The following is a 13,721-nucleotide window of genomic DNA, read 5'->3' as shown; positions in this document are numbered from 1 at the left end:
ACAGCCCGGCGACCTCGAATCCCCGGCGCCGACACGGGCCGCGCCGACACGGGCTGCGCCGGACCCGGGCCGCGCCGGACCCGGCCCGGGGTGGGCGCGACACACGAAGCACGGCGCGCGACGGGCACCAGGCCGAGCCGCGGGCCGGGCGTGGGGGCGGGTGGCCCCCTCCGGACCGGCGGCGCGAAGAGAGTCAGAACGCCGTGCCGGCTTTGGCTATGTGGAGGGTTACGGCCAGGGGGTCGAGGCGGGGTTTGGCGAGGGTGGTGGCGGTGTGGGCACCTTCGACGGACTCGTCGCGGATCCACTGGTACGGCGCGGTCAGGCCGAAGCGTTCGATGGTGCTGGCGGCGTCGAGGAAGTCGCGGGACTCGGCGACGGTCCAGGCACGTTCGCGTTCCCAGGTGATCGCTTCCGGGGTACGAGGCGGCTGCTGCCAGTCGGTGTCGCGCTGGTTGCCGTAGATCAGCTGCCCGTCCGGACGCAGTACGCCGACGCGGTCCGCCCAGGTGCCTTCGTCGATGAGCGCGGCCGCCTGCAGTACGCCGTCATACCCGGCGTCGTGCCGGCTCGGGCTGACCAGCCGCCCGTACCCGAAGGCCTCCAGGGCGCGGAGGTGCCGTTGCAGTACGCCGAGGCGGCTGACGGCCTCGTGGACAGCAAGGAGCGCGACCTCGACCTGGTATCCCGCAGCCTTCAACGCACGTGCCGACGCAACAAACGCCGAAGGATCAACCAGCTCGGTTTCGCAGATTGCGTCGTACCGCTGCTGAATGACCAGCTCCTCGGCCCGCGCCAGCCAGCGCAGACCGTCGATCTCGACCGAGCGGTCGGTGGTCGGCGGCACCTCAGTGATCGGCTGCGCCAACCGCGGGTGGTACGCCTCGAACGCGAGGGCGCTCAGGACGACCGGCCGACCGCGGCGGGCCAGCACGTTGCGCACCATCGCGGTGATCGATGCCTTGCCGTCACCGGGCTGCCCGGCGACGAAGACGGCCACCGGGCGGTCCTGCGGGGTGCCGACGACCCGGTCCGGCACGATCCGCTCGCGGAAGATCCGCTCGCTGTCGGCGTCGGTCAGCACGTACTCGCTCGGCTCTGGGGCAGCCGGCCAGCCGTCACCGGCCGGGAATCCGCTCGGCACGAAGCGCTCGTCACTCACCCGCGCCGTCCTCGTCCTCACTGAGGAGGTCGTCAGCGTCGGTGCGGAGCTGCTTCACGGCACCGGTGTCGAGCGGGTCCAGATCCTGCGCGCGGGCGGCCCAGGCAGCCTGTTCGGCACGCAGCATCGCGATCTCGTCGCAAGCAGATTCTCCAGCAGCCTCGGCCTCGGCGATCCGCTGCGCATAGTGGCCGATCGCCTGCCGAACGGCCTCGAGCGCGACCTCGTACTGCAGGAGTTGCGCGCCGCTCCAGCTCGCCTTTCCCAGCGCCGGAAGCACGGCGATCTCAGCGAGCTGACCCACGATTCAACGATATCCGACCGCCTGGGTCAGCTCGCCGCACCACTCGAGAGAGCAAGCACTCAGCCCGGAGTGATCACTCCGTGAACTGAGCAGCGTGCTGACCAGCCCGTCGGGTGGACCTGGACGATCATGCGGCGCCGGCATTCGCCGCAATACCTCGGCGGCTCCAGGTGCAGCGCTCGCCCACAGACCGCGTGGTCGCCATCATCGAACCGGCGGCCGCAATGCCCGCAATAGGTCGCGTTCACAGCGTCTTCTGGAGTTCCTTGACCGGCATCTTCAGCTCGGCGAGCAGGTCGAGGTCGGCGGTGGCCGGGCGCCCCAGGGTGGTCAGGTAGTTGCCGACGATCACCGCGTTGATTCCGCCGAGCAGCCCCTCGCGGGTGCCCAGGTCGCCGAGGGTCAGTTCGCGACCGCCGGCGTACCGCAGAACCGTCCGCGGCATCGCCAGCCGGAACGCGGCGATGGTGCGCAACGCGTCCTTGCCGTCCATCACCTCCAGGCCGCCGAACGGCGTCCCGGGGCGTGGGTTGAGGAAGTTCAGCGGCACCTCGTGCGGGTCGAGTTCGGCCAGCTGCGCGGCCAGCTCGGCGCGCTGCTCCAGCGACTCCCCCATCCCGACCAGACCGCCGCAGCACAGCTCCATGCCGGACTCGCGCACCATCAGGCAGGTCTCCCAGCGCTCCTCGAACGAGTGCGTGGTGACGACGTCGCCGAAGTACGAGCGGGCCGACTCGAGGTTGTGGTTGTAGCGGTGCACACCCCACGACTTGAGCTGGTCGACCTGCTCCTGGGTGAGCATCCCGAGCGAGCAGGCGATGTTGATGTCGACCTCGGCGTTGATCGCGTCGATCCCGGCCTTCACCTGGGCCATCAGCTTGTCGTCCGGCCCGCGGACCGCGGCCACGATGCAGAACTCGGTGGCGCCGGTCTTCGCGGTCTCCTTCGCGGCCTCGACCAGCTCGGGGATGTTCAGCCAGACCGCGCGCACCGGCGAGGTGAACTGACCGGACTGGGAGCAGAAGTGGCAGTCCTCGGGGCAGCCGCCGGTCTTCAGCGAGATGATGCCCTCGACCTCGACCTCCTCGCCGCACCACTTCACCCGGACCTCGTGGGCGAGCGCGAGCAACTCCGGCAACCGCTCGTCGGGGGTGTGGAGAACCTCGACCAGTTGCTCCTGGCTCAGCCCGGTGCCCTGCTCCAGGACCTGAACACGTGCCACGTCCAGGATGTCGCCTCTGCCGGTTGTTCGCTCGCTCACGGGTTCTCCTGCCTCAGCTCAACTGTCGGCTCACAGTAAGACAGGCGGGTACGGCGGGGCTGCGGCGGGCGTCACGTGGAACAGATGACCGCCCGGTGACTCAACCGCCGATCGCCACTCTCCGCACACCCCCGGAACCCACCCGGAAAAAGATTCCGGAATTTTCTGCGGAACTTCGTAACCCCCCGTAGACGGGCTCGTTGAAGTGTGCAGAGGCGGTTACCGCAAGGAAGACCGCCACCCGGTTACCAAGAGCGATAAAGCCGGCCCCCAGAGCAGATCATTACGATCAGCACGCAGAGTGGTCACAAGGCCGAAGTTCTTGAAAATCGGAGGTAAAGTAGTGACCAAGAGCTCGGGTCGCCAGCCATGGTTGGTGACCCGATCCCAAAGCGCCGGGCGCCTCACCCCGGCTTGAGTGGGTCCCTCGGGAAACGATTTGGGCGGAAACGTTCCCGAGGGACCTGCTCCCTTTTCCGGACCTTTCGCCAAAATCCCAGGACAAAGCCTCAGCAACTTACTGCTGAGGCTTTTTCATTTCCCTGGAATTCACGCTGTTCCGTTACGAATCCGTCACAGCCTGTTTCGGCACGATCGGCAGCCGCAGCGCCGCCGGCGCCTCGGCCGGTACGACGGGGTGCGCCGGCGGCACCGGCCGCACCCGCTCGTACGGCGACCCGAGGGGCGGGCGGAGGTCCTCCTCGCCCTTGTTCGGCCAGAACGACAGCGCGCGCTCGGCCTGTGCGGTGATCGTCAGCGACGGGTTGACGCCGAGGTTGGCGGAGATCGTCGAGCCGTCCACGATGTGCAGGCCGTCGTACCCGTAGACCCGGTGGTACGGATCGACCACACCGGTCGACGGCGAGTCGCCGATCGCGCAGCCGCCGATGAAGTGCGCGGTCATCGGGACGTTGAACGGCTCCCCGATCGTGCCGCCCGGCGTACCGTTCATCAGCTTGGCCATCCGCCGGACCACCTGGTTCGCGACCGGGATCCAGGACGGGTTCGGGGCGCCGTGGCCCTGCTTCGAAGTCAGCCGCCAGCGACCGAGCCGGTCGCGCTTGCCGAACGTCGTGATCGAGTTGTCCTCGGTCTGCATCACCAGCGCGATCACGGTCCGCTCGGACCAGTGCTTGAGGTCGTACAGCCGACGGACGTTCTTCCGCTGGACGCGCAGCTCGCGCAGCCAGGTCCGCCAGCGCGGCTGGTCCCCGTCGCCGTCGGTCAGCACCGTCTGCAGCAGTGACATCACGTTGCTGCCTTTGCCGTAGCGCACCGGCTCGATGTGCGTGATGTCGTCGGGATGGAACGACGACGTGATCGCCACGCCTTGGCTGTAGTCGACGTCGCGGTCGCGGGCGATCACCCCGAGCAGCGACTCCGAGTTCGTCCGGGTGAGGACGCCGAGGCGGTCCGACAGCCGCGGCAGCTTCCCCTCGTCCTTCAGCCGGTGCAGGAGCTTCGCCGTACCGAGCGCGGAGGCCGCGAACACGACCTGCTTGGCGGTGAAGCGGTGCGTGACCTTGCGGTTCGACGTCCGGCGGGTGTCGATCGCGTACCCGCCGCCTGCCGCTTCCGGCAGCGGCTCGACCGACGTGACCGTGGTGAGCGAGTAGACCTCGGCGCCGGCCTTCTCGGCCAGGTACAGGTAGTTCTTGGTCAGGGTGTTCTTCGCGTTGTGCCGGCAGCCGGTCATGCACTCGCCGCAGTTGAGGCACCCGCTCCGGCGCGGGCCTACACCACCGAAATACGGGTCGTCGACCTCGACACCAGGCTCGCCGAAGAAGACACCGACCGGTGTCGGGCGGAACGTGTCGCCCACCCCCATCTCGTCGGCGACCTGTTTCATCACTTTGTCAGCCGGCGTGAATCCCGGGTACGTCGTGACGCCGAGCATCCGCTTCGCCTGGTCGTAGTACGGCGCGAGCTCGGACCGCCAGTCGGTGATGTGCGCCCACTGGCGATCGGCGTAGAACGCGGGCAGCGGTTCGTACAGCGTGTTCGCGTAGACGAGGCTGCCGCCGCCGACCCCGGCGCCGGACAGGATGATCACGTCGCGCAGCGCGCTGATCCGCTGGATGCCGTACATGCCGAGCTTGGGCGCGAACAGAAACCGCTTGGTGTCCCACGAGTTCTTCGCGAACCCGGCGTCGTCGAACCGCGCACCGGCCTCCAGAACCGCGACCCGATACCCCTTCTCGGTCAGCCGCAACGCCGACACCGAGCCACCGAACCCCGACCCGATGACGACGACGTCGTAGTCCCAGGTCATGGGGCCTCCCGGTCTGGACTGAGGAGCGGAGGGAGCGAAGCGACCAGAGCGACGAAGGAAGACCGGGAGCCACAGCCCCATGACCTCCCGCGACGGAGTCGCTGCGTTGGCACAGTCATGGGCGGCCGATTTTCTTGAGGATGCGCAGGGCACCGGTCATCAGGTCGGCGAACTTTTCGTCCGACAGGCCGTGGGAGGCGGCGAGGGGGAGGACGCGCTGAGTGGCGATCGCCTGGGGTTCGACGTACCGGCGGATGCCCTCGACGCCTTGCCGCCGCCCGAGGCCGGACGAGCGCATGCCGCCCATCGGTGTGTCGATCGATCCGAACGTCGCGCCGTACCCCTCGTTGACGTTCACGGTTCCGGCCATCAGCTGCGCCGCGACCGCGCGTCCGCGGCGGCCGTCGCGCGTCCAGACGCTCGCGTTCAAGCCGTACTCGCCCTCGTTCGCGCGCTGGATCGCCTCGGACTCGTCGGAGAACCGGTAGATCGACACCACCGGACCGAAGGTCTCGTTGTCGAAGCACTCCATCGCGGGCGTCACCCCGGACAGCACGGTCGGCTCGTAGAACAGCGGACCGATGTCCGGCCGCGGCTTCCCGCCGGCCAGCACCGTCGCGCCCTTCGCCCGGGCGTCCTCGACGTGCCGCGTGACGGTCTCCAGTTGCTCCTTGGAGATCAGCGAGCCCATGTCGACGTCCCAGCCGGTACCGGCCGAGAGGCGCAGGTTCTGCACCCGATCCACGAACGCCGTGACGAAGGCGTCGTACACCTGGTCGGCGACGTACAGCCGCTCCATCGAGACGCACAGTTGGCCTGCGTTCGCGAAACAGGCCCGGACGGCACCTTCCGCGGCGCGGTTGATGTCGGCGTCCCGCAGTACCAGCATCGGGTTCTTGCCGCCGAGCTCGAGGCTGCAGCCGATCAGCCGCTCACCGGCCTGCTTCGCGACCAAGCGGCCGGTTTTGGTAGAGCCGGTGAAGCAGATGTAGTCGGCGTTCTGGATCAGCGCGCCGCCGACGGTCGGGCCGTCGCCGTTGACCGCCAGCCAGGCCTCCCGCGGCAGACCGGCCTCGTACAGCAACTCGATGCCGCGCAGCGCGGTCAGCGGCGTCTGGCTGTCGGGTTTGTGGACGACGGTGTTGCCGGCCAGGATCGCCGGCAGTCCGTCGGAGATCGCCATGGTCAGCGGATAGTTCCACGGCGAGATGATGCCGACGACGCCCTTCGGGACGTACCGCGTCTCGGCGCGGGTGAGCAGCGGGAAGATGCCGAGCTTGCGCTCCGGCTCGAGCAGCTCGAACGCCTTGCGGCCGTAGTACCGCGCAGTCAGCGCGACGTGCGCGAGCTCCTCGAACGCCTGCTTGCGCGCCTTGCCGGACTCGCGGATGATCAGGTCGACCAGCTCGTGCCGGTGGTCGAGCACCAGGTCGTGGTAGCGCAGCAGGATCGCGGCGCGCTCGGCGAGCGGAACCCGGCGCCAGGTCTGCTGAGTCTTCCGGGCGGTCCGGACCGCGGCGGCGACGTCGTCCGCACTCGACACCGGGAGGTCCGCGATCGGCTGACCGGTGGCCGGCGCGTACGACGTCCGGGTGCCGGCGGTGGCGCGCAACAGCCCCGACAATCGCCGGATCACCGACTGATCGGTCGCGTACGACGCGGTGGGGTCGAGCTCCGGATCCGCGGGAATCGACGTCTGGTCGCTCATACCCGAAGGCTACCTGCCGGTAATCGGCCCTGTCAGTATCAGAGGAGCGTTAAGCTGACCCGCTGAGACGCGAAGGGGTGGAAGGTCACGATGGTGGATAGCGGGGGGCTCTGGACGCCTCCTGAGGACGAGCTCGGTGAGGCGCTGCAGACGGCCCAGGTCCTGATCGAGGAAGGCCGTGCCGACGAGGCGGGGCCTTACCAGCAGCGGGTCATCGAGCTGGCCCGGGAGCGGGCCGAGGAGCACCCGAACCACTACGAGGCCAAGCACCTGATGGCCGCGACGCAGTACGAGCTGGCCGGCTCCCTGAACGCCTCCGGCCGGCACGACGAGGCGCTGGCCGCGCTGCACGAGGCGCAGCTCGGCTACACCGAGCTGCAGGACGCGGGTGTCCTGGACGCCACCTGCTTCCTCGCCGACGTCCGCGCCCGGCGCGCGATGACGCAGGCACATCGCGGGTACGGCGCCACCGCCGTCCTGGAGATGGACGGCGCGGTGATCGCGTACGGCCAGCTCGTCGGCGGTGCGGACGGCCTCAAGCACCAGCCCGACTTCGCGCGCGTCCTCGCGATGAATGCACTGATCCTGCGCCGGTACGGCGACCCGGCCCTAGCAGTGGCGTCCGCGGACGCGGCGACGCAGCTGTTCCTGCAACTGGCGGACCAGATCAACGAGAGCCCGCAGTCGCTCTCGTACGCCCGCTACCTGTGTACGGCGACCGCCGTGTCGGCTGACGTACACGCCGCCGAGGGCCGGCTGGACCTCGCGCTCGAAGCCGACGAGATCGGCCTGACGACCGCCGACACGCTGGCCGACTCCGAATCGGCGACCGACATGCGCACGCTGGTCGCCGCGCTGGTGCGGAAGGGCAAGCACCTGGGCAGCATCGGCCGCCTGGAGGGCGAGGCCTGCCTGCGCACGGCGTACGACACGGATCCCGAGACGGCGGGCCGCGTCATCGAGGAGCTGGACCGGGGTCTGCCGTTGACGCTGGTCGCCGCACTGGAGAACGCCGAGATCAAGCTCGGGCCGTTCGAGCAGCACCACCGGCTCGTGGCACTCAGCGAACCCGCGCCCGGGATGACGCTGGCGACCGTGTCCGGACGGACCGACCCGGAGTCCGCGGCGCAGCGCGCGTCCGAACTCGCCGAGCTGGTGCAACCGTTACTGTCGCAGGACGCCGACACCGCGCTCACACTGGGGCTCGAGGCGCACTATCTGTTCGCGATCTCGTCGGAGCGCGAGTCGCACCGGATGCGGTTCCAGACCGCGACGTACGTCCCGATCTGGGCGCAGCTGCTGATGGACATCTCGCAGGCGTACTTCCAGGCCGGCCGGACCGAGATCGCGCTCGACCTCGGCGGCTGGTGCGCGGAGGTCGCCACCGCGCTGATCCCGTTCACCGACGAGAGCGAGCCGATGAAGGAGCTGGCCGGGGCCTGCTACCGGCACCACGGCAACCTGCTCGCCGCGACCGGCGACCTGACTGCGTCGTACCACGCCCACGAGGCCGCGGAGCAACTGCAGCTCGGCCGTTGACGTACTGGCTCGCCAGGCGGACGCTGACGCTTGGGGAGGGGAACGTCATGGACGTCGTGGAGCTGCACAACCGGACTGTCGCCGACTTCGCCGAGCTGGTCGCGGGGGTGACCGCCGACCAGTGGTCGGCACCGACGCCGTGCGCGGACTGGGATGTCCGCACGCTGGTGAATCATGTCGTCGGCGAGGAGCGCTGGACCGTACCGCTGATGGACGGCCGGACGATCGCCGAGGTCGGGGACGCCCTCGACGGCGACCTGCTCGACAACGACCCGGCCGGCGCGGCGGTGGCCGCGGCCGCGGAGGCGCAGCTCGCGGCGACCCGGACGATCGACAAGGTACATCTGTCGTACGGCGACGAGGATCCGTACGAGTACCTGCGGCAACTCGCCGCGGACCACCTGGTCCACGGCTGGGACCTGGCCGTGGCGACCGGTGCGCTGCCGCGGATGGACGCCGAGATCGTCGACGAGGTCGCGAAGTGGTTCGCCCAGCGGGAGGACATCTATCGGTCCGCGGGGATGATCGGGGCGCATCTGGAGGGTTTCACCGATCCGGCCGAGGCGCTGCTCGCGGCGTTCGGGCGGGATCCGCGGTGGAGTCCGGCGCGGCACCTGATCGAGCTGTTCGGCGAGGCCTTCGGGCGTGGTGACCTGGACACCGTGATGTCGTTGGTCACCGAGGACGTCGTGTTCGAGTCCACGTCACCGGCGCCGGACGGCGAGCGGTTCGAGGGCGCCGAGGCGGTCCGCGCGCAGTGGGCGAAGCTGTTCGCGGACACGACCGATCCGCGGTTCGACACCGAGGAGCTCGTCGTCCTCGACGACCGCGCGGTGGTCCGCTGGCAGTACTCGTGGGACGGTGGCGCCGGCCACGTCCGGGGAGTCGACGTACTGCGCCTGCGCGACGGCCTGATCGCGGAGAAGCTGTCGTACGTGAAGGGCTGATCCGCGCCGGGCCAGTCCTCAGGGGCCAGTCCTCAGAGGCCAGTCCTCAAGGGTGAGGCCGCGGGGGTCAGTCTGCAGGGGTCAGTCTGCAGGGGTCAGTCCGCGGCGGGTTGGTCCTGGACGTCGGTCTTCAGCGCGCCGACGAACAGGCCAGCTTCCAGCTCGGTCATGCCGGTCTCGGAGACCACCAGCGCGGTCGCCTGGTGGAGCTCACCCGCGGCCTTCAACGCGCGGGTCCGCTCGGCCAGGTTGGCGCCCGGCTTGCGGACCACCGGCGGTGTCGCGGTGGTCGGCGGCACGTAGCGCCCGAGGCGGATGTCGTCGACCAACTCCTTGGCATGCTTCAGATCCAGACCGGTTCGGTCCCGGATCAGTTTGACGGCATGCACCGTCTTCTTCGTCGTGATCAGGAAACGCACCTGATCGACGTCGTCCGAGGACAGTCGGCCTCGCGCCGCGGCGAGGGCAACATTGTCGGTGTCCTTGCTGCTTCGTCGGCTGAACAATCCCATGGCGCAATCCTTCCAGACCAGATCGTTCCGCGCTCACTCGGCGAGGACACGCAAGATCTCGGGCCAGGCGCGGGCGCCGAGTTCACGGTCGGCGGCGTCGGTGCCACCGCGGGCCATCCGCTGCCCGGCGGCTTTCGGCTCCTCACCCGGCAGCACCGCACGATGCCCGGCTTCCGCGCTGCTGACAGTCCGTGTCGGGCGAGCGCCGCGGTCGCGACGGCACCGGACGATCTCGTCGGCGAACTCGACCGCCGGCCAGACCCGGTCGTCACCGCCCGAGATCAGCAGGAGGTCGCGGATGCGCTCCACCGGGATCCGCGCGCGCTCGGCGTCGGCGTACCGCTCGATGCTCTGCCGGTAGAGGCCGACGTAGCTGGGCGGATCGTCGTCCGGCTGCCAGTCCGCGTCGTAGGGCACGAACGGCAGCGGCGCACCCTGCCAGGTCCAGGCCGGCCTCTGGTCGCCGTTCTCCAGGACACGACCCCAGACGTACGCCGTCGGCGCGAACGCGACCACCGCGTCGACACGCTCGTCCAACGCACCCAGCAACAGCGCCGCCTCGGCTCCCCACGAACTGCCCATCACGACCAGCCGATCATGATGCGCGAGCTCGTCCAGTCCGAGCGATTCCAGCGGCACCTCGTGCGTCACCGTCCACCGCGGCGCGCGAACGTCGTACCCCTCGCCCGCGAGCAAACGGGCACGGTCGAGATCCGGCGTACCACTGGAGCCGTGCAGCAGCAGTACGCCGACACTCACTAGCCGACGACGACCTCGACGCGCTGGAACTCCTTGAGCTCCGTGTAGCCCGTGGTGGCCATCGCGCGCTTGAGGGCGCCGACCAGGTTCATCGTGCCGTCCGGGACCCAGGACGGACCGAACAGGATCTGCTCCATCGTGCCGGTGACGCCGACCTCGACCCGCTCGCCGCGCGGCAGATCCTGGTGCCAGGCCTCGGCGCCCCAGTGGAAGCCGCCACCCGGCGCGTCGCTGGCGCGGGCCAGCGGCGAACCGACCATCACCGCGTCCGCGCCGCAGGCGATCGCCTTCGCCACGTCACCCGAGCGGCCGACCGAGCCATCGGCGATGACGTGTACGTACCGCCCGCCGGACTCGTCCATGTAGTCGCGCCGCGCCGCCGCCACGTCGGCCACTGCCGACGCCATCGGCACCGCGACCCCGAGCACCTTGCGGGTGGTGTGCGCTGCGCCGCCGCCGAAACCGACCAGGACCCCGGCCGCGCCGGTCCGCATCAGGTGCAGCGCCGCCTGGTGCGTGGCGCAGCCGCCGACGATCACCGGGACGTCGAGGTCGTAGATGAACTGCTTCAGGTTCAGCGGCTCCGCCTGGCCGGACACGTGCTCGGCGGACACCGTCGTACCGCGGATGACAAACAGGTCGACGCCCGCGTCCACGACGTGCTTGGCGAACTGCTTGGTGCGCTGCGGCGACAGCGCACCGGCCACCGTCACGCCGGAGTCGCGGATCTCCTGCACCCGCTGCGAGATCAGCTCGGGCTTGATCGGCGCCGAGTAGATCTCCTGCAGCCGGTGCGTCGCCTGCTGCGCGTCGAGGCTGGTGATCTCCTCGAGCAGGTTGGTCGGGTCCTCGTACCTGGTCCAGAGACCTTCGAGGTTCAGTACGCCGAGACCGCCGGCCTTGCCGATCGCGATCGCGGTGGCCGGCGACATCACCGAGTCCATCGGCGCGGCCAGGATCGGCAGCTCGAACCGGTACGCGTCGATCTGCCAGGCGACCGAGACCTCCTCAGGGTCCCGCGTCCGCCGCGACGGCACGATCGCGATGTCGTCGAACGCGTACGCCTGCCGGCCGCGCTTGGCCCGGCCGATCTCGATCTCGGTCATCTGGTGTGTCCTAACGGGTGTGTGCAGGCGGGGTCAGCGGCCGGAGTAGTTCGGCGCCTCGACCGTCATCTGGATGTCGTGCGGGTGGGACTCCTGCAGGCCGGCCGAGGTGATCCGGACGAAGCGGCCCTTCTCCTGCAGTTCGGGCACGGTCCGGGCGCCCGTGTACCACATCGACTGGCGCAGGCCACCGACCAACTGGTGCGCGACGGCCGACAGCGGGCCACGGTACGGCACCTGGCCCTCGACGCCCTCGGCGATCAGTTTCTCGTCCGCACCGCCGTCGTGCTGGAAGTAGCGGTCCTTCGAGTACGACTTGCGCAGCCCGCCGGCCGACGACATCGCACCCAGCGACCCCATCCCGCGGTACGCCTTGAACTGCTTGCCGTTGATGAACACCAGGTCGCCCGGGGACTCCTCACACCCAGCCAGCAGCGATCCCAGCATGACCGTGTCCGCCCCCGCGACCAGCGCCTTCGCGATGTCGCCCGAGTACTGCAGGCCGCCGTCGCCGATCACCGGGACACCGGCCGGCTTGCAGGCCAGCGACGCCTCGTAGATTGCGGTCACCTGCGGTACGCCGACGCCGGACACGACTCGCGTCGTACAGATCGAACCCGGGCCGACGCCGACCTTGACGCCGTCCGCTCCCGCGTCGACCAGCGCCTGCGCGCCCGCGCGGGTGCCGACGTTGCCGCCGACGATGTCCACGCCGCGGGTCGCCGGGTCGGCCTTGAGCTTGCGGATGATCTCGATCTGGGCCTGTGAGTGGCCGTGCGCGGTATCCACCACCAGCACGTCGACACCGGCCTCGACCAGCGTCATGGCGCGCTTGTACGCCTCGCCGAAGAAGCCGATCGCGGCGCCGACCATCAGCCGGCCGGAGCCGTCCTTGGTGGACAGCGGGAACTTGTCGCGCTTGACGAAGTCCTTCAGCGTGATCAGACCGGTGAGCTTGCCGGCCTCGTCGACCAGCGGCAGCTTCTCCACCTTGTGCTTGCTGAGCAGCGCCATCGCGTCGTCGGCCGCGATCCCCTGCCGGCCGGTGATCAGCGGCTGCTTGGTCATCACCTCGCGGACCGGCCGGGACAGGTCGGTCTCGAAGCGCATGTCACGGTTGGTGACGATGCCTACCAGGACACCCGCGTCGTCCACCACCGGAACGCCGGAGATCCGGTACTGCCCGCAGACTGCGTCGGCCTCACCGATGCTGGCGTCCGGGCCGATCGTGATCGGCTGGGCGATCATGCCGGACTCCGACCGCTTCACCAGGTCGACCTGCTGGGCCTGATCCTCGATCGAGAGGTTGCGGTGCAGGACGCCGAGCCCGCCTTGGCGCGCCATCGCGATCGCCATCCGGGCTTCGGTGACGGTGTCCATCGCACTGGACACCAGGGGAATGTTGACCTCGACGTTCCGGCTCAGGCGCGACCGGGTGACGACCTCGGAGGGGATGACGTCGGACTCGTTCGGCTGCAGCAGAACGTCGTCGAAGGTGAGACCGAGGACGGCGAACTTGTCGGGAACTCCAGCGGGGGTGATGTCCATGGGGAAAACGAGCACCTTTTGTGCGGCGACAACGGGACACCATCCTATCCGCGCGGCCGCAGGGCCCCGAATCCGCCGTCCACAGGCCACCGCACACCCGGCCGGGACCTCGCACCCCCACCAGGGACCGTGCACAAGCAATAACCAGTCGACACCCACCACAACCTGTCCAATCCCCCGTCTTCAGCCCGCACGACCACCGACGCAGCCAACCTCGCACGAACGGATAACCGGGTCTTCTGACCGATGTGTGGGTCGGGTTGTTGCTGGAGGAGGGGTGGTCGCTGACCGTCGGCGTGCGGGATGGCCGGGGGCGGTGAAGGCGTGGGCGTGTGGGGCGAGGGGGCGTACGGAGCGAGGGGCGTACGGAGCGAGGGGCGTACGGGGCGAGGGGCGTACGGGGCGAGGGGCGTATGGGGCGAGGGGGGCGTGGGGTTGTTGGAGTCGCGTCTATGGAGGGTTTTCTCCGTACTGCGGGCAGAAATCCTCCAATGTCGTGCGGAAAACTCTCCTAGTACTACAGCCGGAGATCGTGATCTGCGGCGGCGTCAGGCCACGATCCGGGCCCGATCCGGGGAGGATTTCACCCCAGGATCGGCCAGA

At 69.4% G+C, this 13,721-nt stretch carries 11 protein-coding genes; 2 read left to right on the top strand and 9 right to left on the bottom strand.

The features are described 5' to 3' along the window. Positions 1–193: 193 nt before the first annotated feature. The 5 genes from AB0B82_RS18620 to AB0B82_RS18600 form a co-directional block, all read right to left on the bottom strand. A complete protein-coding gene (locus AB0B82_RS18620; RefSeq protein ID WP_360169442.1) occupies positions 194–1,162 on the bottom strand; it encodes a zeta toxin family protein in 969 nt (322 codons plus the stop codon). Continuing rightward, a complete protein-coding gene (locus AB0B82_RS18615) occupies positions 1,155–1,466 on the bottom strand; it encodes a hypothetical protein (protein ID WP_360169439.1) in 312 nt (103 codons plus the stop codon). The genes AB0B82_RS18620 and AB0B82_RS18615 overlap by 8 nt, the downstream gene beginning before the upstream one ends. A 244-nt stretch (positions 1,467–1,710) precedes the next feature. Further along, positions 1,711–2,727 carry a biotin synthase BioB gene (gene bioB, locus AB0B82_RS18610; RefSeq protein ID WP_360169436.1) on the bottom strand — a complete coding sequence of 339 codons (1,017 nt, stop codon included), beginning with the start codon at positions 2,725–2,727 and terminating at the stop codon, positions 1,711–1,713. A gap of 562 nt (positions 2,728–3,289) precedes the next feature. Next, positions 3,290–4,999 carry a GMC family oxidoreductase gene (locus tag AB0B82_RS18605; protein WP_360169433.1) on the bottom strand — a complete coding sequence of 570 codons (1,710 nt, stop codon included), beginning with the start codon at positions 4,997–4,999 and terminating at the stop codon, positions 3,290–3,292. Between the two features lie 115 nt (positions 5,000–5,114). Then, positions 5,115–6,707: a succinic semialdehyde dehydrogenase gene (locus AB0B82_RS18600; protein WP_360169430.1), complete on the bottom strand. Its 1,593-nt coding sequence runs from the start codon at positions 6,705–6,707 to the stop codon at positions 5,115–5,117. 90 nt (positions 6,708–6,797) lie between these two features. Between AB0B82_RS18600 and AB0B82_RS18595 the strand changes: the two genes are divergently transcribed. After that, positions 6,798–8,246, top strand: coding sequence for a hypothetical protein (locus AB0B82_RS18595; protein ID WP_360169427.1), 1,449 nt, complete (start codon positions 6,798–6,800; stop codon positions 8,244–8,246). A gap of 47 nt (positions 8,247–8,293) precedes the next feature. Beyond that, complete coding sequence (locus tag AB0B82_RS18590; RefSeq protein WP_360169424.1) at positions 8,294–9,193, top strand: TIGR03086 family metal-binding protein; 900 nt, start codon at positions 8,294–8,296, stop codon at positions 9,191–9,193. 95 nt (positions 9,194–9,288) lie between these two features. On the opposite strand, the gene AB0B82_RS18585 is transcribed toward AB0B82_RS18590, so the two are convergent. Genes AB0B82_RS18585 through guaB form a run of 4 tightly spaced genes read right to left on the bottom strand, consistent with a single transcriptional unit; the run spans position 9,289 to position 13,118 of the window. Then, positions 9,289–9,705 carry a hypothetical protein gene (locus tag AB0B82_RS18585; RefSeq protein ID WP_360169421.1) on the bottom strand — a complete coding sequence of 139 codons (417 nt, stop codon included), beginning with the start codon at positions 9,703–9,705 and terminating at the stop codon, positions 9,289–9,291. A 33-nt stretch (positions 9,706–9,738) separates the two neighbouring features. Next, positions 9,739–10,464 carry an acyl-CoA thioester hydrolase/BAAT C-terminal domain-containing protein gene (locus AB0B82_RS18580; RefSeq protein ID WP_360169418.1) on the bottom strand — a complete coding sequence of 242 codons (726 nt, stop codon included), beginning with the start codon at positions 10,462–10,464 and terminating at the stop codon, positions 9,739–9,741. Next, the gene (locus tag AB0B82_RS18575; protein WP_360169415.1) at positions 10,464–11,570 is read right to left on the bottom strand and encodes a GuaB3 family IMP dehydrogenase-related protein; all 1,107 of its coding nucleotides are present in this window, start codon (positions 11,568–11,570) and stop codon (positions 10,464–10,466) included. Before AB0B82_RS18575 ends, AB0B82_RS18580 begins: the two co-directional genes overlap by 1 nt. A gap of 33 nt (positions 11,571–11,603) precedes the next feature. Beyond that, positions 11,604–13,118, bottom strand: a complete 1,515-nt coding sequence (gene guaB, locus AB0B82_RS18570) for an IMP dehydrogenase (protein WP_360169412.1) — start codon at positions 13,116–13,118, stop codon at positions 11,604–11,606. Between the last annotated feature and the right edge of the window lie 603 nt (positions 13,119–13,721).

It is taken from the genome of Kribbella sp. NPDC048915, from assembly GCF_040649595.1.
In the GTDB taxonomy this organism is placed as follows: Bacteria; Actinomycetota; Actinomycetes; order Propionibacteriales; family Kribbellaceae; genus Kribbella.
Note: the sequence above shows the minus strand (reverse complement) of the source record. Positions and strands in the feature narration are given on the sequence as shown.